Origin of the sequence: Parerythrobacter aestuarii (genome assembly GCF_030140925.1) — a bacterium.
Taxonomy (GTDB): domain Bacteria; phylum Pseudomonadota; class Alphaproteobacteria; order Sphingomonadales; family Sphingomonadaceae; genus Parerythrobacter; species Parerythrobacter aestuarii.
The window spans coordinates 1,606,820-1,625,565 of sequence record NZ_JARBWD010000001.1; the positions used below are offsets into that span (position 1 = coordinate 1,606,820).

The 18,746-nt window shown below is 60.5% G+C and carries 16 protein-coding genes and 1 tRNA gene; 14 read left to right on the forward strand and 3 right to left on the reverse strand.

Going from position 1 to position 18,746, the window contains the following annotated elements:
* Nucleotides 1–7 precede the first annotated feature (7 nt).
* Both QPW08_RS07855 and QPW08_RS07860 read left to right on the forward strand, forming a co-directional pair.
* Nucleotides 8–952, forward strand: coding sequence for an acetyl-CoA carboxylase carboxyltransferase subunit alpha (locus QPW08_RS07855; protein WP_284125177.1), 945 nt, complete (start codon nucleotides 8–10; stop codon nucleotides 950–952).
* Between the two features lie 90 nt (nucleotides 953–1,042).
* Entirely contained in the window at nucleotides 1,043–2,518 is a 1,476-nt protein-coding gene (locus QPW08_RS07860) for a M48 family metalloprotease (RefSeq protein ID WP_407674552.1), read from the forward strand.
* 81 nt (nucleotides 2,519–2,599) lie between these two features.
* Here QPW08_RS07860 and QPW08_RS07865 read toward each other — a convergent pair whose 3' ends face one another.
* Both QPW08_RS07865 and QPW08_RS07870 read right to left on the reverse strand, forming a co-directional pair.
* Nucleotides 2,600–2,764: a Flp family type IVb pilin gene (locus tag QPW08_RS07865; RefSeq protein WP_284125179.1), complete on the reverse strand. Its 165-nt coding sequence runs from the start codon at nucleotides 2,762–2,764 to the stop codon at nucleotides 2,600–2,602.
* A 130-nt stretch (nucleotides 2,765–2,894) separates the two neighbouring features.
* A complete protein-coding gene (locus QPW08_RS07870; protein WP_284125180.1) occupies nucleotides 2,895–3,083 on the reverse strand; it encodes a Flp family type IVb pilin in 189 nt (62 codons plus the stop codon).
* An 81-nt stretch (nucleotides 3,084–3,164) separates the two neighbouring features.
* On the opposite strand from QPW08_RS07870, the gene QPW08_RS07875 reads away from it, so the two are divergent.
* From QPW08_RS07875 to QPW08_RS07890, 4 genes are all read left to right on the forward strand, one after another.
* A complete protein-coding gene (locus tag QPW08_RS07875) occupies nucleotides 3,165–3,584 on the forward strand; it encodes a (deoxy)nucleoside triphosphate pyrophosphohydrolase (protein WP_284125181.1) in 420 nt (139 codons plus the stop codon).
* A gap of 49 nt (nucleotides 3,585–3,633) precedes the next feature.
* Nucleotides 3,634–3,710: transfer RNA gene (locus QPW08_RS07880), tRNA-Arg, on the forward strand.
* Between the two features lie 138 nt (nucleotides 3,711–3,848).
* Nucleotides 3,849–4,460 (forward strand): GTP cyclohydrolase I FolE, encoded by a 612-nt coding sequence (gene folE / locus QPW08_RS07885; protein ID WP_284125182.1) that lies wholly within the window; start codon nucleotides 3,849–3,851, stop codon nucleotides 4,458–4,460.
* Between the two features lie 22 nt (nucleotides 4,461–4,482).
* A complete protein-coding gene (locus QPW08_RS07890; protein ID WP_284125183.1) occupies nucleotides 4,483–4,908 on the forward strand; it encodes a PaaI family thioesterase in 426 nt (141 codons plus the stop codon).
* A 65-nt stretch (nucleotides 4,909–4,973) separates the two neighbouring features.
* Here QPW08_RS07890 and QPW08_RS07895 read toward each other — a convergent pair whose 3' ends face one another.
* On the reverse strand, nucleotides 4,974–5,453 hold the full coding sequence (locus tag QPW08_RS07895) for a peroxiredoxin (protein ID WP_284125184.1): 480 nt from the start codon (nucleotides 5,451–5,453) through the stop codon (nucleotides 4,974–4,976).
* A 192-nt stretch (nucleotides 5,454–5,645) separates the two neighbouring features.
* Between QPW08_RS07895 and QPW08_RS07900 the strand changes: the two genes are divergently transcribed.
* From QPW08_RS07900 to addA, 8 genes are all read left to right on the forward strand, one after another.
* Nucleotides 5,646–6,122 carry an S-adenosyl-L-homocysteine hydrolase gene (locus tag QPW08_RS07900; RefSeq protein WP_284125185.1) on the forward strand — a complete coding sequence of 159 codons (477 nt, stop codon included), beginning with the start codon at nucleotides 5,646–5,648 and terminating at the stop codon, nucleotides 6,120–6,122.
* Between the two features lie 132 nt (nucleotides 6,123–6,254).
* Nucleotides 6,255–7,664: an adenosylhomocysteinase gene (gene ahcY / locus QPW08_RS07905; protein WP_284125186.1), complete on the forward strand. Its 1,410-nt coding sequence runs from the start codon at nucleotides 6,255–6,257 to the stop codon at nucleotides 7,662–7,664.
* Nucleotides 7,665–7,770: 106 nt separating this feature from the next.
* A complete protein-coding gene (locus QPW08_RS07910; RefSeq protein ID WP_284125187.1) occupies nucleotides 7,771–10,113 on the forward strand; it encodes a PAS domain-containing sensor histidine kinase in 2,343 nt (780 codons plus the stop codon).
* Nucleotides 10,110–10,547: a tRNA (adenosine(37)-N6)-threonylcarbamoyltransferase complex ATPase subunit type 1 TsaE gene (gene tsaE / locus QPW08_RS07915; RefSeq protein WP_284125188.1), complete on the forward strand. Its 438-nt coding sequence runs from the start codon at nucleotides 10,110–10,112 to the stop codon at nucleotides 10,545–10,547. The genes QPW08_RS07910 and tsaE overlap by 4 nt, the downstream gene beginning before the upstream one ends.
* Nucleotides 10,544–11,545, forward strand: coding sequence for an aminoglycoside phosphotransferase family protein (locus tag QPW08_RS07920; protein WP_284125189.1), 1,002 nt, complete (start codon nucleotides 10,544–10,546; stop codon nucleotides 11,543–11,545). The genes tsaE and QPW08_RS07920 overlap by 4 nt, the downstream gene beginning before the upstream one ends.
* Nucleotides 11,542–12,258 (forward strand): nucleotidyltransferase family protein, encoded by a 717-nt coding sequence (locus tag QPW08_RS07925; RefSeq protein ID WP_284125190.1) that lies wholly within the window; start codon nucleotides 11,542–11,544, stop codon nucleotides 12,256–12,258. The genes QPW08_RS07920 and QPW08_RS07925 overlap by 4 nt, the downstream gene beginning before the upstream one ends.
* The gene (locus QPW08_RS07930; protein ID WP_284125191.1) at nucleotides 12,251–15,223 is read left to right on the forward strand and encodes a PD-(D/E)XK nuclease family protein; all 2,973 of its coding nucleotides are present in this window, start codon (nucleotides 12,251–12,253) and stop codon (nucleotides 15,221–15,223) included. Before QPW08_RS07925 ends, QPW08_RS07930 begins: the two co-directional genes overlap by 8 nt.
* A complete protein-coding gene (addA, locus tag QPW08_RS07935) occupies nucleotides 15,220–18,678 on the forward strand; it encodes a double-strand break repair helicase AddA (RefSeq protein WP_284125192.1) in 3,459 nt (1,152 codons plus the stop codon). Before QPW08_RS07930 ends, addA begins: the two co-directional genes overlap by 4 nt.
* Nucleotides 18,679–18,746: the final 68 nt, after the last annotated feature.

The following is an 18,746-nucleotide window of genomic DNA, read 5'->3' on the forward strand; positions in this document are numbered from 1 at the left end:
CAATCGCATGAACGCCTATCTCGAATTCGAGAAGCCTGTTGCCCAGCTTGAAAGCCGGATCGCGGAACTGCGCGCCGCGGCTGAAGGTGACGAGGTTGATATTTCAAATGAGCTCAAGCGCCTTGAAAAGAAGAGCGCGGACTTGCTCGCGAGCACCTATGCTGCGCTCACGCCGTGGCAGAAAACGCAGGTTGCCCGCCATCCGCAAAGGCCGCACTTTCGCGACTTTGTAGAGCATGCGTTCGATGAATTCATGCCGCTTGGCGGGGATCGCTACTACGGCGATGATGAAGCGATCATGGGTGGCTTCGCTACGCTTCGCGGGCGCAGGGTCATCCTGATCGGGCATGAAAAAGGCAACGATACCGAAAGCCGCCTGCGGCACAATTTCGGGATGGGCAAGCCAGAGGGCTATCGCAAGGCGATTCGCCTGATGGACCTAGCGGGCCGGTTCGGCCTGCCCGTGGTAACCCTGGTCGATACATCGGGCGCTTTCCCGGGTGTGGAAGCCGAAGAGCGCGGCCAGGCCGAAGCGATTGCCCGGTCGACCGAAGCATGCCTTGCCTTGCCGGTGCCAATGGTTTCCACCATCGTCGGAGAAGGAGGGTCTGGCGGGGCCGTGGCCCTTGCCAGTGCCGAGCGTGTGCTGATGTTGGAGCATGCGGTGTATTCGGTGATTTCGCCTGAAGGCTGCGCGTCGATCCTGTGGCGGACTGCGGAGAAGGCACCAGAGGCGGCCGAAGCGATGAAAGTGACCGCACAGCATCTCAAGAAGCTGGGTGTGATCGACCGCATCGTCAATGAACCGACCGGGGGTGCGCATCGCGATCCCATCGCTGTTGCAAATGCCTTGGCCGATGCAATCGACGAGGAGCTCGATGCCTTGGTCGACCTTCCCAGCGCTACAGTGCGCCGGATGCGCGAAGAACGGTTCCTCCAGCTCGGAGCATAATCGCGCCTGCAGTGTTACATCTTCTGAAGCGCATGGTCCTTGCAATTGTGCTAGGGCCTTGATGCAGTTGAAGAAGAGGAGACGCAGCTGATGGCTTACCGCTCAAAATTCGCCCTTTTGACAGGAGCTGCACTGAGCGTCGGTTTGACTGGCTGTATGGGTGCAGGCGGGGGCAGCATTCCCAGCGCATCGGCACCGATCTCCCAAAGCGAAGCACAGCAAGGTGCGGAAAACCACCCCAAGCTGCTGGCGGAGTTCGGCGGCGCGATGAGCGGGCCGCAAGCCGCCTATGTAGAGCAGGTAGGCAAGAACATTGCCGTGCAATCGGGCCTCGGCAATGCGCGCGAGGATTTCACCGTCAGCCTCGTCAACAGTCCGGTCAACAATGCTTTCGCGATTCCGGGCGGCTATATCTACACCACCCGGCAGCTGGTTGCGCTGATGAACAACGAGGCTGAGCTTGCAGCCGTGCTGGGGCACGAGGTCGGCCATGTGGCTGCGCGCCATTCTCAGCGGCGTCAGCAGACAGCGCAGCGCAATTCCATTGCCGGACTGCTCGGGGCGGTCGTCTCGTCCGTCTTGTTGCGGGATTCGGGCATTGGCAACACCCTGTCGAAGGCCTTCCTGCAAGGCTCGCAGCTGCTGACCTTGAAATTCTCGCGCAGCCAGGAACTGCAGGCCGATGAGCTGGGGATCCAATACCTTACCCAGGCTGGATACGATCCGCAGGCCATGAGCACTGTCTTGCGCAGCCTGGCGCTGCAGAACAGTCTCGACGCGCAGCTGCAGGGTCGCAATGCGTCGATCCCGGCCTGGGCATCGACGCATCCCGATCCGGCCAGCCGTGTAAGGACAGCCTCGGAGAAAGCGCAGGGCCTGCCGGGCTCTGTTGCCAACCGTGATACCTTCCTCGCTCGGATCGATGGTATTCTTTACGGCGATGATCCGGAGCAGGGTGTCATCGAGGGGCAGGATTTCATCCATCCCGACCTGCGCCTGCGGTTCAGCGCGCCGGCGGGATTCTATATGGTCAATGGTACGCGCGCTGTTTCGATTAACGGGCAATCCGGACAGGCCAAGCTAACGCTCGGGCAATATAATGGTGATCTAGAGGCCTATGTTCGCAGTGCCTTTGCCGGATTGAGCAACCAGCAACAGATTTCGCCGGCGTCGATCCGGCGAACAACTGTCAACGGCTTGCCGGCGGCCTATGGCACTGCACGGGTCAACAATGGATCCAGCCAAATCGACCTGACCGTGTTTGCCTACGAGTTTGCGCCGAACCAGGCGTATCATTTCCAGGCTATCACGCAGGCCGACAAGGCGAATGTCTTCAATTCGATGTATCAATCGATGCGCAGGATTTCGGCGGCGGAAGCCGGAGCTGTGATCCCCCGCAGGATCGACGTTGTGACGGTCCAACGTGGCGATTCCGTTGCGTCTCTGGCACGGCGGATGGCTTACGATACCGCCCAGGTGGAGCGTTTCCGTGTGCTCAATGCACTTGGAACCAATGATGTCCTGCAGGCTGGCCAGAAGGTAAAGCTCGTGGTGCGTGGTCGCTGACCTCCCGCCACATCTTCAAGGCACAAACAAAAACGGCGGGGATTGCTCCCCGCCGTCTTCGTTTTCGGTTTTGACCGAGGCTTAGACAGCCATCGTGGTCGAAACGTTGGTGAAGGTGTTGGTCAGCTGGTTGCCGAGGCCCTGCATGGCAGTGATGGCAGCAACAGCGATCAGAGCAGCGATCAGGCCATACTCGATAGCGGTAGCGCCTTCGTTGTCCTTCACGAGGTTCTTGAAGAAAGTCATGTGTAGTCTCCTGGTTTTCAGTCTTTGGTACCCGACTCTTTCCAGTTGATCCGGATCGAGTGATTTTGGGTTTAGGGCTGACCGGTTGACAAATTCCTAATGGAACCGCCGGATTTTTTTACGCCCCGGATCAGACGTTGGACTGGTTGATTGCTGCTTCGGATGAGGTCGAAATGGTGTTCCACAGCGCGATCGTCTCGTTGCCGACGCCTTGCACGGCACTGACCATGGCGAGGAAGACCATTGCTAGGATGAGGCCGTACTCGACGGCAGTAGCCCCGGATTCGTCGGCAAGAACCTTGCTGATCGTGTCGTCCATTGTAAATTCCACCCACTGCTACCCTTGAGGCCCCAATTTTCAGGGGCGAAGGTTAAGAATAGGTTTCCAACCCGGTCCGAAATGGCAAAAAATCTTACACCTTTGATTGTCGTAGCTGCGGCCCTGCAGGCTGCGGACGGCCGCTGGCTCATGCATCGCAGGCCGGAGGGAAAGGACCATGCCGGCCTGTGGGAGTTTCCCGGCGGCAAGGTCGAACCCGGTGAAACGCCGCCGGCGGCGCTGCGAAGAGAACTGGAAGAGGAAACGGGCCTGTTGGTCAACGAGCTGGAACTTCGCGAGATCGGGTTCGCGGTTTCAGAGCCGGATCATGTCGAACGGCAGATTGTCATACTTCTTTACACGACCCAGTCCTGGACGGGGTTGCTCGAGGCGCGGGAGGGCGGCACTTTCGCTTGGCATGATCACACTGGAATCGACGACTTGCCGAAGCCCCCGCTCGATGTCGCTCTTGCCCGGCAGCTGTTCGAAAAATCGGGCTAAAGGGGATTGCCAAGCTGTAGCGGCCCCCCTATGTGCCGCCCTCCGATGCGCGCCAGTAGCTCAGCTGGATAGAGTACCTGACTACGAATCAGGCGGTCGGAGGTTCGAATCCTTCCTGGCGCGCCAGAAAAGCCCATCCCGGCAACGGGGTGGGCTTTTTTGGTACGACGGGCGCTGGATTGTCGGGAACCCTTGTCATACCTAGGCCTTAATGCTTGGACGGCGGCCCGATGCTGCCGATATCTCGAGGAAGGCAAGATACACATGGGCTGCGATGCAGATCACGAAGACGATAACCCGCTTGGCAAGCCCGATGTGCCCGAAAACGTACAAGAGGCGATCCGCACCTTGATCGAATGGGCTGGTGACGATCCCACACGGGAAGGGGTGCTCGATACGCCTAAGCGGGTGGGGCGGGCCTGGCTCGAGTATTGCCAGGGATATGCAGAAGATCCCGCGATCCACCTCAGCCGCGTGTTCGAGGAAGTGGGCGGCTATGACGAGATTGTGCTGCTCAAGGACATTCCGTTCCAGAGCCATTGCGAACATCACATGGCACCCATTACTGGCAAGGCAGCGATTGCCTACCTGCCGCACAAGCACGTTGTGGGTATCTCCAAACTTGCCCGCGTGCTGCATGGCTATGCTCGCCGGCTGCAAATCCAGGAACGACTGACGGCCGAAGTTGCCCAATGTATATGGGACCATCTCGAGCCCAAGGGTGTTGCCGTGGTCATCGAAGCTCAACACGGCTGTATGACAGGTCGAGGCGTTCGCACTCCTGGTGTAGGCATGGTCACCAGCCAGATGATGGGGACTTTCCTGGAAGACCAGCGTAGCCGCAAGGAAGTACTGAGCCTGATGGGCTACGGCTGAAGCCGCTGACGGGGGAGGGACGATGGCACGCACATTCGAATTGGCGATGACCGCGGATGAGCTCTCGGCTTTCTTTGTCGAAGCCTTTCCAGGCGATCCCCAGCGCAATTTCACTTTCGATCGGTTCGAACCCGGATTCCTGCGTATCAAGATGGTCCCAGACGAGACGATGCTGCGGCCAGGAGAGCTGGTCTCCGGGCCGACCCAGATGGCTTTGGCGGATCGAGCGGCCTACGCCGTGATCCTCGCGCATATTGGTCCCGTTGCGATGGCGGTGACCAGCAATCTCAACATGAGTTTCTTGCGCGGCGTCAAGAAAGCCCCGGTCTTTGCCGATACGTCCTTGCTGAAGCTCGGGCGGAAACTGGCGTCAGTCGATGTTCGGCTCTGGCAGGGTGAAGAAACCCATATCGTGGCGCAATCGACTGTGACTTACGCCATTCCATGATCGAAACGAAAAGGCCCGCCAGCTGATCACTGACGGGCCTTTTTGCGATTTATTGCGATGCAGGCTCAGAGCTGGCCGAGCATGTGCTCCGCGCTGGACACCGAGAAGTCGCCAGGAGCTTCAACGTTGAGTTCTGTAACCTTGCCGTCTTCTACGATCATCGAATAGCGCTGGCTGCGGGTGCCGAGGCCGAATCCGCTGCCGTCCATGGTCAGGCCAATCGCTTTGGCGAGGTCGCCATTGCCATCCGCCAGGAATGTAATTTCCGGAGAACCATCGGCCTTCTGCCAGGCACCCATCACAAAGGGATCGTTGACCGAGGTGCAGACGATCTCGTCAATACCCTTGGCTTTCAGTTCGGCGGCTTTCTCGACGTAACCCGGCAGGTGCTTGGCCGAGCAGGTCGGGGTGAATGCGCCGGGGACAGCGAACAGCGCCACCTTCTTGCCGGCGAAATAATCACCCGACTGGACCTGTTCCGGCCCGGCCTCTGTCGGCTTGACGAGAGTGACGTTGGGAAGCGTATCGCCCTTGGAAATCGACATGTCGGCTGCATCCTTTGTTGCTGGAGGGATTTCGTGTCCCTCCACATAGGCTGCAATTGGCTGGGCGCAATGGCCTTGCTGCTGCTGCGATGATGGTGAATTCCGGTTCACCAATGAAGTTTAAGAACGGGTAAATCGGCTCGGTCAGTTTCCCATGCGCGAACGAGGGGGTTCGCCGGGGAGAACGACATAATGACTGCAACGGGGTTCAGGGCTGCGCTTGCGCTCGCAGCCATCGCGGCGAGCTTGCCTCTGGCGGCGCCGGCACAGGCGCAATTTTCATCAGGCGATGCGGAGGCCATTCGCAAGCTGGACATCATGCTGATGGTCAGTTCGCTCAGGTGCCGGTTTGGCGAAGACAATTTTCAGGCGGATTACGCGCGTTTTTCAGCCAAACACTTGCCGGCTTTGAATGCCGCGTACCAGTCGCTTCACGGCGACCTTGCGCGGCAATACGGAGCCAAGCGTGCCAAGCTCATGCTCGACAAGATCAGCGTTAGCATGGCCAATCGCTACGGGCAGGGACATCCCTGGCTCGATTGCGCGGCGCTCAAGACAACGACGCGAGAGCTGGCTGATCGACCGGCAGGTGCAGAGTTGCATGTCTCTGCGCAACATCTGTTGGCAGACCGCCCATCTGGTGCGCCAATGCTTGCGGCGCGCAAGTAGGCTCTGGCAAGATCATATAAAGATATCTTTATATTTGCCCTTGGGCATGCAGGTCGCTAAGGCGCGCAGGATTGTTTTTGCGCGCCTTTCCCCGATGGGTGACAAGGCGCGCTTCCTCCAAAGGAGCCGTTCATGTCTGCCCATGCTGCTTATGTCATCAAGGATATCGCGCTCGCCAAATATGGCCGCGACGAGATAGCCATTGCCGAAACTGAAATGCCCGGCCTGATGGCCCTGCGCGATGAATATGGCGAGGCGCAGCCGCTCAAGGGTGCCCGCATCACCGGCTCGCTGCATATGACGATCCAGACCGCCGTTCTGATCGAGACGTTGGTCGCATTGGGAGCCGAGGTCCGCTGGGCCACCTGCAACATTTTCTCGACGCAGGACCATGCAGCTGCAGCGATTGCTGATCAGGGCATTCCGGTGTTCGCGGTGAAGGGCGAGAGCCTGGCCGACTATTGGGACTATGTCGGGCGCATTTTCGATTGGTCGACCAACGATGATCCCGACCGCACCGCCAACATCATCCTCGATGATGGCGGGGACGCCACCATGTTCGCGCTGTGGGGCCAGCGCCTCGAAGCAGGCGAAGAACTGCCTGAACCCGAAAATGCCGAGGAGATCGAATTCCAGCGTGCGCTCAAGGCGTTCGTGAAGGAGAAGCCGGGCTACCTTACCCGTTCGGTCAAGAACATCGTTGGCGTTTCTGAAGAAACCACCACCGGCGTCCACCGCCTTTATCACATCGCCAAGGACGGCAAGCTACCGTTCCCCGCCATCAATGTGAACGACAGCGTGACCAAGTCGAAGTTCGACAACCTTTATGGCTGTCGCGAGTCGCTGGTCGACGCCATCCGCCGCGCCACCGACGTGATGCTTTCTGGCAAAGTCGCCTGCGTCGCGGGCTTCGGCGATGTCGGCAAGGGTTCGGCCCAGTCGCTCCGCAATGGCGGCGCGCGGGTGCTGGTGACGGAGATCGACCCGATCTGCGCGCTGCAGGCAGCCATGGATGGCTTCGAAGTCGTGACCATGGAAGACGCCGTGAAGGTCGCCGACATCTTCGTCACCGCTACCGGCAACGAGCACGTCATCACCGCCACCCACATGGAGGGAATGAAGGACAAGGCGATCGTCTGCAACATCGGCCACTTCGACAGCGAGATCCAGATCTCGGCGCTCAACAATTACGAATGGAACGAGCTCAAGCCGGGCACCGATGTCGTCAAGTTCCCTGACGGGAAGGAAATCATCGTTCTTGGCCAGGGTCGCCTCGTGAATCTTGCTTGCGCCACCGGCCACCCCAGCTTCGTTATGAGCTTCAGCTTTACCAACCAGACGCTGGCCCAGATCGAATTGTGGACCAGGGGCGACGAGTACAAGAACGACGTCTATGTCCTGCCCAAGCACCTCGATGAAAAGGTTGCGGCGCTGCACCTCGACAAGCTGGGTGTGAAGCTGACTCAGCTGAGCCAAAAGCAGGCCGACTATATCGGTGTCCCGGTGGCGGGTCCGTTCAAGCCGGACCACTATCGCTACTGATTGCGCGCAAATCATCGAAAATTCGGAAAGGCCCCCGCAATTGCGGGGGCTTTTCTGTTTCCGGCCAGTTGCATCGCATCGCTGCCCCGCATAGCTGCATAAGGACATGGAATTTACGCCGACCCTCTTGGCTATGCTTGGGCTGTTGCTTGCCGCTTGGACGGCAGGTGCGGCTTGGCTAATGATCGCCGCCGGAGCGAAGGCGAAAGGCGCGGAAACCAGTCGCAAGGCGGCGCGGCGCATGGCTCGGATGCTCGATGAAGCCCCGGCAATTCCCCTGCTGGTTCGGGCTGACGGCCGCATCGAAGGGTCTGAACGGCTCGCGCATTGGCTCGGTTTCGAGCGTTTGCCGCAATTCATCAGCGAGCTGGCCGACGGTGAGGATCGCGGGCTGACCAAGGCGCAACTGGCAGAACTGAGTGAAAAGGTTCGCCGAGCGCAGAAGACGGCAGCTCCTTTCCGGATGAACCTTACTGTACCAGGCTCTCAACGCAGCCTAGCTTTGAGAGGGCAATTGGCTGATCCCCAGGTTTCGCCGGGCGGTGCAGCATTGGTGTGGGTGTTCGACTTCAGCGAAAGCGCGACAGAGCTGGGGAGGATGCGCGAAGAGTCGGCGCGCGCCAAAGGGGATTTTGCCGCCTTGGTCGGGTTGATCGAAGCAGCGCCGATGCCGATGTGGTTCAGGGGACCCGACACGAAGCTCCGGCTGGTAAACAGCGCCTATGTCACAGCCGTCGGGGCGAAGAATGCCGATACGGTGGTGACTGAGCAGGTGGAATTGATCGAACCCGTCGATGGCCTCACTGCGGCCCAGGTTTCCGGACAGGCAGCGCAGCAAAACCATCCGATCGAACGCATTGTCCAGGCTACGATCGGAGGGGAACGCCGCGCACTTAGAGTATCGGACTTGCCCTTGGGCGAGGAGGGTATCGCCGGCTATGCGGTCGATATCCAGGAGATGGAGGAACAGGCACGTGAGCACCGTGCCTATACAGAAGCCCAGCGTGGAATGATGGATCGCCTTTCGGTCGGGGTGGCGCAGTTCAATGCCGAGCGCAAACTCACCTTCGCGAACCAGCCGTTCCGACGCATATTCGGCATGCGGCTCGGTATTGGCGGCGATGGTCTCACGCTTGACCGCTTGCTGACCGAGGCTCGTGACGCAGGCAAGACACCGGAGGTCCGCGATTTCCCGGCCTGGCGGGCAGATCATTTGGAATGGTTTGGCGCGGGCGAAGCGCAAGAAGAGGCCTGGACGCTATCTGACGGTACGCATTTGCGCATAGTCGCCCAGCCGATGCCTGATGGCGGCTTGGCGGTCATCGCCGAGGACCGGACAGAGCAGCTGGCACTCTCGGCCACACGTGACACGTTACTGCGCACCCGAACCGCCACGCTCGACAGTCTCTTCGAAGCGCTGGCCGTATTCGCTCCAGACGGACATCTGCAGCTGTGGAATCGCAGTTTTGCCGGGACGTGGGGCGTGGAGCAGGAAACACTCGACGCGCACCCGCTGGTTGACGACCTGCTGGAAGAAATCGCCGGTAACCTCACACGTCCGAAACGGGTCAAGGTTATCGGAGAAGTGATCCGCTCAGCCACACTCGATCGCAAGGAACAGGCCGGGCGTGTGTCGCTTGCCGATGGGCGGACGCTGGAGTTCGCGGGGATCCCGCTGCCGGATGGCAATGGCCTGCTGACGACGCTGGACGTGACGGCCAACGAACAAGCCGAAACGGCGCTGCGCGAGCGCAACCAGGCGCTCGAGCAGGCTGATGAAGTCAAGACCCGCTTCCTAGCCAACATGTCCTACGAATTTCGCACTCCACTGACTTCGATTGGGGGGTTCGCAGAGCTCCTGCAGGAAGGCGTGGCAGGTGAATTGTCGGCCCAGGGCAAGGAATATGCTGCCGCCATACTCGAATCGGTCGCCCGGCTGACTGACCAGGTCGAGAATGTACTCGACCTTTCACAGAGCGAAGCGGGGTTGATGCCGATCCAGAAGGAGAAGCTGGAACTGCAGTCTTTTGTCACCCGTGTCGTGCGCGAGCGTGAACAGGAGATCGAAGCCAAGGGACTGACACTGGACCTTCGCGGCGGTGCCAACCTGAAGTTCGAAGTCGATCGGCGGCAGATGGCCCGGGCCATCGGGCATTTGCTCGACAATGCCATTGTCGCAACCGATCATGGTGGGAAAATCCTCGTCGATCTTTCCAAGAAACCCGAAGGAACGCGCATTGTTATTTCCGACAATGGCTGCGGCATGTCGCCAGATGAATTGCGCCGGGCGATGGAAGGCTTGAGGCTGAAGCCCGATGGGTCCGGAATGGAGCGGCGGCAAGGTCTCGGCATCCCCTTGGCCCGGCAGCTGGTCGAAGCTCACGGCGGCGAGCTCACCATCCAGTCGCGCAAGAAGCTCGGCACAAGCGCCATGATACTGTTGCCGTGATTATCGACCTTCCGGATTTGCCCGCGATGAAGAGCTACGGGGCCCGTATTGCTGCCAAGCTCCAGCCAGGTGACATCGTGGCGCTGTCCGGAGGTTTGGGTGCGGGCAAGACGACACTGGCACGCGCCATCCTTGCGGCCCTCGGCCACCGGGGCGAAGTGCCATCGCCGACGTTTACGATCATCGAAACTTACGAAACACTCGCTCCGCCGATCGTCCACGCGGACTTCTATCGGCTGGAGACGCCGGGAGAAGCGGATGAGATCGGATTGGACGATTACCGCCAAGGCGCTGTGCTGATCGCGGAATGGCCGGACAATGCTGGTGGTTTCACGAATGAGCCCGGTTGTCTTTCGCTGACGCTGGAATTTGCGGAACAGGGGCGCAGGGCGATTGCCCTGGGTGGAACGGATTGGCTAGGGCGCATGCCATGAACGATACGGCAAGTGTGCTGCCCGCAAGTGGTGCAGAGTTTCTCGCTTCAGCAGGTTGGGCCGGGTGCTTGGTCGACCCAATTCCCGGCGATGCCAGTTTCCGGCGCTATTTTCGTCTGCGTCGCGAAGGCGAGGGTGCCATGCTGATGCATGCACCTCCTCCACACGAAGATCCTAGGCCGTTCCTGGACGTTGCTCGGTGGCTGTCGGGCAAGGGGGCGAGGGCACCTGAGATTTATGCCGCAAACGCGAGCCAGGGGTGGGTGCTCACAGAGGATTTCGGTACGGACCGCATGCGGGACTGGCTTGATGCCAACCCGCAAGGTGAAGAAGGGGCCTATTCGGCGGCCATCGATGCACTTGTGCCCTTGCATCGCGTCGAAGCGGGGCCATTCGCACCATATGACTGGGAAACGTATCAGCGCGAGGCCAACCTCCTGACCGAGTGGTATGCGCCGGCGATGGGCCTTGAGGTCGATGCTGAAACCTATGGGCATGCTTGGCGAGAAGCGCTGAGTCCCTTGCTCGCGAGGCAAGGAAACGGGGTTACCGTGCTAAGGGATTATCATGCAGAGAATATCATGCTGCTCAAACCATCTGACGATGGTTCAGGCCAGCAGGGCCTGATAGATTTCCAGGACGCATTGGCCGGGCACCCGGCCTATGATCTCGTGTCACTATTGCAGGATGCCCGGCGCGACGTGGATCCCGCGCTCGAAGCGCGGATGCTGGAACGGTACAAGGCACAAGCGAATGTGACTGATCATTTCGATGCCGACTACGCTCTGCTTGGCGCACAACGCAATGCCAAGATCGTTGGCATCTTCACGCGCCTCTACAAACGCGACGGCAAGCCGCGTTACCTCGATTTCATCCCGCGGGTCTGGGAAGCGATGGAGCGCGACTTGCAGCATCCCGCGCTGGGCCCAGTAGCTGCCTGGTTCGATCGCAATATCCCGCAGGAAGTTCGGAGAGATCTGGGCGGGAGGCCTGAGTGAGCAAGCTCGTTTCAGACACCGCCATGGTCATGGCTGCCGGTATGGGCAAGCGAATGCGCCCGCTGACCGCGACTCAGCCAAAACCGATGGTGCGTGTGGCGGGCAAGCCGTTGATCGACCACACGCTCGACCGCATCGCTGAGGCGGGGATCGCAAAAGCTGTCGTCAACGTCCACTACCTTGCCGATGCCATCGAGGCACATGTTCGGAACCGCAAGGCACCGTCAATCACGATCTCGGATGAGCGCGATGGATTGCTGGAAACCGGCGGCGGCATGATAAGGGCACAACCCCACTTGCCCGACCCCTTCTTCTGTCTCAATTCGGACAACATCTGGCTCGACGGGCCAAGGAATGCGTTTCATGAACTGTCTGCCCGCTGGGACCCGGCCGAAATGGATGCGCTCTTGTTGGTCGTCCCTCACTCGCGGGCAATGAATTTTGGCGGCAAAGGCGATTTCCATCTCGATCCGCTTGGGCGCATCCGGCGGCGCCAGTCAGGCCGTATTGCGCCTTATATCTACACCGGCATCCAGATCGTTTCGCACCGCCTTCTTCGCGATGCACCTGCTGGCAAATTTTCGACCAACGTGTTGTGGAACCGGGCGCTGGATGAGGGCAAGCTCTTCGCCCTGCCGTTTACCGGGCTGTGGTTCGAGGTTGGTACACCGGATGCGATCCGTCCCACCGAACTGGCTTTGACGAGTGGCTGACGCGCCCAGGCCTCAGGTCTACTCGATCGCCGCGGACCGTGGCTTTGTGGACGCGCTGGTGGCCGGGCTTGTCTCACGATACTCGAAAGAAGGGCTTGGCTTGGCCCGGTTGACGCTCCTGCTGCCGAGCACCCGCGCCATACGTACTGTCACCGAGGCTTTCATCCGCCAATTCGGCACCACCGGTGAAAGCGGTATGCTGATGCCGCGGATGGCCGTGGTTGGCGATCTCGATCTCGACGAGACTCTCGGCAGTCTCCTTGACCCATTGGGATCCGCAGACATCCCGGCAGCAGTGGATCCAATGTATCGCTGGCTGCGCATTGCCGAACTCTTGCGCGAGACGTCGGGAGACACGGCACCCAAGGGCGCAGCGCTCTATGGCCTCGCGCGGGAAACCGTCCGAACGATGGACCGACTGCTGGTTGAAGACATCGGGCCGGAAGAGCTGCTGCAAGATCGAGTGCTGGACCAGTATTGGAACCTGGCCGGGCACTGGCAGGCTTCATTGCATCAGTTTGCGACGGTCCAGAACCGTTGGCTCAAGGAACTTGATGCGAAGGGAGCGTTGGATGCTGCGGCGCGTCGAAACCGATTATTCGACCATACGGCTCGACGCTGGAAAGAGGCTCCGCCTGCCACCCCGATCGTCGCTGCCGGGGTGACGAGCGCTGCACCTGCGCTCGCACGCCTGCTGCGGGTGATCTCCGAATTGCCGGACGGGGCGGTGATCCTGCCCGATCTTGACCTGACGATGGACGACGAGGTGTGGGATGAACTGGGCTGTGCCGGTGCTCCTGTAGAACCGGGCGGACCGCCCTTTGCCAAGGGCGATGCAGTCACCCATCCGCAATATCACCTGAAGCTGTTGCTGAACCGGATGGGGATCGCGCGCGGCGAAGTACAACATTGGCATCGCAAAGGCACGGGCGCTGCGCGGCCCGAACGCAGCAAGGCAGTGAGTGCTGTCTTCCTTCCGCCAGAGGCAAGCAAGCGTTGGGTCTCGCTGAAGTCCGGAGAACGTCATCTCACCGGTATTCGGTTGCTGGAAACACCCAACCCGGAGGCCGAGGCGCAGGCGGTTGCACTGGCAGTCCGCGAAGCGCTGGAAGAACCCGAACGTCGCATTGCCATTGTCACCCCGGATCGCTCACTGGCCCGCCGGATCGTTCATCATCTGCAGCGGTGGAATATCGAAGCAGACGATTCCGCTGGTCGGCCTCTGTCGCAATCAACGGCGGGGCGGTTATTTCTGCTGTTGGCCGAACTTGTCGCCGAGCGCGCGGCACCGGTGCCACTGGTTGCGCTGCTGGGTCACCCCTTGGTGTGCCGCAACAATGACCGGCGCGAGTGGCTGCACTCCTTGCGGGCCTTCGAGCGGGAATTGCGGGGACCCCGCCCGAGGCCGGGGCTGGAAGCCCTGCGGGAGAAGGCCGGCGCAGCCAAGGTGAGCGAATGGTGGAGCGAGGCTGAAACGATTGTCGCGCAACTGCTTGAACTCCCTGATCCGATGCCGCTTGCCGACTTGCTCGATATGCTTGTGGCTGCGGGAGAGGCTCTCTGCGGTTTGGACTTGTGGGGGCAGGAAGACGGCCGGGCGCTGTCGGCTTTCGTCGAGGATCTGCGAATGCAGGCGAGGGCTGTTGGGACGTCGATCGATCCGCAGGATCTCCACGGAATCCTGACAGAGGCCATGGATAGTCAAGCAGTTCGGCCGCCTTATGGTGGGCATCCCCGCGTGGCGATCTACGGCCTGCTGGAAGCGCGTATGACGCGGGCGGACCTGGTCATCTGTGCCGGACTTAACGAGGGCAGCTGGCCCGCGCGGCCCACGGTCGATCCCTTGCTGGCACCGCAGGTGTTGCGCGCACTCGGGGTTCCGGGCGCGGATTTCCGCATCGGCCTGGCGGCCCATGACCTTGCCGGGGCGCTGGGCGCTCCCGAAGTGCTCCTCAGCCGCTCTGAGCGCGATGCAGAAGGACCGGCGCTGGCCTCACGCTTCTTGCTCCGGGTCAAGGCGCTACTCGGCGATTTGCTTGAGATCTACGAGGAGAAGGACCTTCCCGCGCTGGCCGGTGCGCTTGACGATGCGGATCTGGTCGAACGCTATCCGCAGCCGAAGCCGTTGCCGACCGCGGAGCAACGACGCGAGCGCATTAGTGTCACCGCGCTCGACCGCCTGCGCTCGGATCCGTATCAGTTCTACGCTTCTTCGATTCTGCGTTTGAAAGAGATCGAGTTGCTCGATGCCGAGCCCACCCCGGCATGGCAGGGGCAGCTGGCGCATGACATCCTCGAGCACTGGCACGGCAATGGTGGTTCGCTCAACGAAATCGCGCGCGAAAAGCTGCGTGAAATGGATCACCATCCGCTGTCTCGCGCATTATGGGAACCGCGCTTGCTCAAGGGCTTGGAATGGGTGGAACAAGAGCTGGAAAGGGATCCCAACCGCACACCCGTCCTATGGGAGGAGTGGGGCGAAATCGAACATCGTGGAGTCACGATCTTCGGCCGCATCGACCGGCTCGACCGGCTCGATGACGGGACATTCGCGGTCGTTGATTACAAGACCGGGAAGCTACCAACGGGCAAGCAGGTCGAGAAAGGCTATTCCTTGCAGTTGGGTACTTTGGGCCTCCTGGTAGAGGAGGGCGGATTTGCCAACCATGATATCACCGGGTCAGCCAGCAAGTTTGAATACTGGTCGCTGTCCAAGGACAAGAAGAAGAGCAAGTCGGACAGCGATTTTGGTTTCGTCGAAACGCCTCTGAGAGTGGGACGGAAAAATTCAGGTATCCTCCCAGAAGACTTTCTTCCAATGACCGTGACGTATCTCGACGAGGCCCTCAACCGTTGGATTCTCGGCAATGAGCCTTTCACCGCGCGGCTCAATCCGGACGCACCGAGATACGATACCTACGACCAGCTGATGCGGCTCGATGAGTGGCAGGGGCGGGAGGAATGAGCGGCAAGCAGCTCGTTTACCCACTCAGGGACCAGCAGTCTGAAGCGGTCGAACCGCGTGACAGCGTGTGGCTTTCCGCCAGCGCTGGTACCGGCAAGACCCAGGTGCTTTCGGCCCGTGTCCTGCGACTACTACTGAAAGAGGACTGCGAGCCCGAAAGCATACTCTGCCTGACCTTCACCAAGGCAGGCGCGGCTGAGATGGCCACTCGCGTCAATGAAGTGCTGGCCAGCTGGGTGCGGATGGATGACGACGCACTGAAGAAGGATCTTGAGGCCATCGGCGCGAGGTGCGGCCCTGAGGAGCAGGCCCGCGCTCGTACCCTGTTTGCGAAGGTGCTTGATTGCCTTGGTGGCGGCTTGCGGATCGATACCATCCACGCTTTCTCGCAGTGGATACTGGCAGCTTTTCCGGTGGAAGCAGAGCTTGTTCCGGGGACCAAGGCGATGGAGGATCGCGAGAAGGTCCTGTTGTTCCGCCAGGTGTTGTCCGAGTTGTTGCTGGAAGGCAATCCGGCCGACATGGAAGCGCTTGCCGACCTCTCGGTCAATCATGCCCCGGATGGTGCGAAAGGTTGGCTGATGCGCTGCGCCGAAGCGATCGAAGTTTGGACGGGCAGCAATGGCTGGGAGGAACCACGACCATTGCGCGAGCGGGTAATGAACTTGCTAGAGCTACCGGCGGACTTTGACGCCGCCCAACTCGCCCTGATGTGCACAGACGATGCGTTCGATGTGCAATCGCTCAAGAGGATTCGCGATTCCTACAAGGAGTGGGGGACGAAGAGTGGTCTCGAAATGGCAGGGTTCATTGACGAGTGGCTGACTCTGGCCCCGACCGAGCGCCTCGCAGCAATGGGTTTGCTGACCAAGAGTGTTCTGGTTGCGGATGGCAGCAAGATCAGGAGCTTCACGAATGTCCTGAAGGTTGACCCGGACATTGTATCTTTTGCGGACCGTGTATTCGATGCCTATTGGGAAGTTGTCGGTCGGCAAAACCTGTTGAGCCTCGCCGATCGCCTGACCCCTGCGCTCACGCTTGGTCGAAAATTCGCCCTGGCATGGGACGAGCGCAAGAAACGCGCCGGATTGATCGACTTCGATGACCAGATTCGTCGTGCGGCAGAGCTACTTGGTCGCGAAGGGCTGGGACAGTGGATCAATTACAAGCTCGACCGGCAGTTCGATCATATCCTTGTCGACGAGGCGCAGGACACCAATGAAGCGCAATGGCAGATCATCCGAGCGCTCACCGGCGAATTCTTCGCCGGTTATGGCCAGCACGACAACAAGGTGCGTACAATTTTCGTTGTCGGGGACTACAAACAGGCGATCTTTGGCTTCCAGGGGACCAGCCCGGAGAATTTCCGCCGCCAGAAGGAGATCTACCGGGCCGAGATTGAGGCCGCGATCAAGAACGCTCGCGAACTGGCTGAAGACGCGCGCACCAACATGCCCATCGAGCTGCGTGAGCTGCGCGAACTCGGTTTGGGCCGTAGCTTCCGCACTGCGCAGAAAGTGCTCGATTTCGTAGATGCTGCGATCGACACGATTGGGCGCGATGCCATTGGCCTTGGCGACGGAGATGAGCGGCATGTCGGGGAAGATCGGCCCGGACTTGTTACCTTGTGGAACCCGGTTTTCAGCACGGAGGATCAGGGCAACGCCACTGATTCCGATGATGAGAGCTGGCTCACACCATCGGATCGGAGAATGGCAGACCGGATCGCTGAGCAGGTCACACTCTGGCTCAAGCAGGGCCACCCTCTCGCGAAGGGCGAACCGCGCAACGCCGGACCGGGCGACATCATGGTGCTGGTGCGCAAGCGGCGTGCGCTGGCTGGCCTGATCGTCGCTAGGCTCCATGCTGCGGGGGTGCCGGTGGCTGGCGTGGACCGCTTGCGGCTTGGTGCACCGCTTGCCGTCAAGGACCTTGTCGCCGCATTGCGCTTTGCCGCGCAACCGCTCGACGATCTCAACCTCGCCAACCTGCTGGTCTCGCCGCTTGGGGAGTGGTCGCAGGAAGACCTGCTCGAATATGGCGACCGTGCGGACAAGGTACGCTTGTGGGACCATCTGCGCAAACATGACGCGCCGTTCGTGATGGCCACCGTCGACCGGTTACGTGCACTGCTGGAGCGGGTCGATTTCGAGCCACCCGAGTCCTTGCTGCACTGGATGCTCACCGGCCCATGGCAAGGTCGGCGCAAGTTGGTGGCCCGACTGGGGCGCGAGGCCAACGATCCGATCGACGAATTGCTCAACGCCGCTTTCGCTTACTCCTCTGCACATACGGCAAGCCTGGCCGGTTTCATCCATTGGTTTGATGCCGGGGATGCCGACGTCAAGCGCGAATCCGGTGGTGACAATGACCTGGTCCGGGTGATGACCGTACATGGCTCGAAGGGCCTGCAGGCACCCATCGTCATCCTGGCGGATGCAGTCGGCAATCCCAAACCGGGGGACAATCTCTCGCTATCGTTGGAAGATGAGGGAAGCGGAGAGCAGGTCCCAGTCTTGCCTGTCGCCAAGAAAGAGCGTGTCGGTCGAATCCTGGACCGTGCAGAAGCCATGACTGCGGCAGAGCTCGAGGAACACTGGCGGTTGCTCTATGTCGCCATGACCCGGGCAGAGGAAGCGCTTTATGTTGGCGGCGCACTGGGCAAGCAGGAGAAAGAACCCGCGCCTGATAGCTGGTACGCCCGGCTCGAACCGCTGATGACAGGTGATGATCTTGCCGATGATATCTGGGGTGGCCGGCGCGAATGGGGCGCTCTCCCCGCGAAGGTTGCCGAGAGCAAGCAGGGGAAGGACGAGCAAAGAGTCTCCGTTCCCACCTGGGCCAGGACGCCGATCGGTCCGGAACCGCGCCCGCCGCGGCCGCTCGCGCCTTCCAATGCGGGGGAGGATCGCAGTGCCGATCCACCGCTGCCCCCGGATCAAGTCGTGAAGGCTGCGCGCCGAGGAGTGCTAATACATGGCCTACTCGAACGCTTGCCGGACGTGCCCGGCGGTGAGCGCTCAATCTGCGCGCGGGCTTGGCTGCAACGGCAGGCGGCGGAGCTTTCCGACCCTGAGCGGGATGAAATCTTGAGTAGCGCACTGACAGTCATCGAGGATTCGGAGTTCGCGGCGCTGTTCAGTGAAGAGGCGCTTGCGGAAGTGCCCCTGGCTGCGATTGTCGGGGGGCAGGTCATCGCCGGGAGTGCCGACCGTCTCCTCATCACTGCCGACGAAGTAACGGTGATCGACTTCAAGACGGCCCGCCGCCCGCCGGCAACGCTCGATGCAGTCTCCGAACCGGTAATCAAGCAGATGGCGGCCTATGTCGCCGCGCTCGAAGTGATCTACCCCGGCAGGAGGGTGCGAGCGGGCGTCCTTTATACGCATACGCCGCAACTGTTCGTTCTGCCTGAAGCGACACTTGCGCCACACAAAGCGGCGTTGCAGACGTAGCAGGAAAGTTTGTCACCGATCCTGTTGCGAGAGCGAAGCCAGCACCTAGATTGGTACCAACCAACAGG

Excerpts from the sequence above, each read along its gene's own strand:
- QPW08_RS07855 (WP_284125177.1), top strand. The coding sequence starts at position 8 with ATGAACGCCTATCTCGAATTCGAGAAGCCTGTTGCCCAGCTTGAAAGC.
- QPW08_RS07860 (WP_407674552.1), top strand. The coding sequence starts at position 1,043 with ATGGCTTACCGCTCAAAATTCGCCCTTTTGACAGGAGCTGCACTGAGC.
- QPW08_RS07865 (WP_284125179.1), bottom strand. The coding sequence starts at position 2,764 with ATGACTTTCTTCAAGAACCTCGTGAAGGACAACGAAGGCGCTACCGCT.
- QPW08_RS07870 (WP_284125180.1), bottom strand. The coding sequence starts at position 3,083 with ATGGACGACACGATCAGCAAGGTTCTTGCCGACGAATCCGGGGCTACT.
- QPW08_RS07875 (WP_284125181.1), top strand. The coding sequence starts at position 3,165 with ATGGCAAAAAATCTTACACCTTTGATTGTCGTAGCTGCGGCCCTGCAG.
- folE (WP_284125182.1), top strand. The coding sequence starts at position 3,849 with ATGGGCTGCGATGCAGATCACGAAGACGATAACCCGCTTGGCAAGCCC.
- QPW08_RS07890 (WP_284125183.1), top strand. The coding sequence starts at position 4,483 with ATGGCACGCACATTCGAATTGGCGATGACCGCGGATGAGCTCTCGGCT.
- QPW08_RS07895 (WP_284125184.1), bottom strand. The coding sequence starts at position 5,453 with ATGTCGATTTCCAAGGGCGATACGCTTCCCAACGTCACTCTCGTCAAG.
- QPW08_RS07900 (WP_284125185.1), top strand. The coding sequence starts at position 5,646 with ATGACTGCAACGGGGTTCAGGGCTGCGCTTGCGCTCGCAGCCATCGCG.
- ahcY (WP_284125186.1), top strand. The coding sequence starts at position 6,255 with ATGTCTGCCCATGCTGCTTATGTCATCAAGGATATCGCGCTCGCCAAA.
- QPW08_RS07910 (WP_284125187.1), top strand. The coding sequence starts at position 7,771 with ATGGAATTTACGCCGACCCTCTTGGCTATGCTTGGGCTGTTGCTTGCC.
- QPW08_RS07920 (WP_284125189.1), top strand. The coding sequence starts at position 10,544 with ATGAACGATACGGCAAGTGTGCTGCCCGCAAGTGGTGCAGAGTTTCTC.
- addA (WP_284125192.1), top strand. The coding sequence starts at position 15,220 with ATGAGCGGCAAGCAGCTCGTTTACCCACTCAGGGACCAGCAGTCTGAA.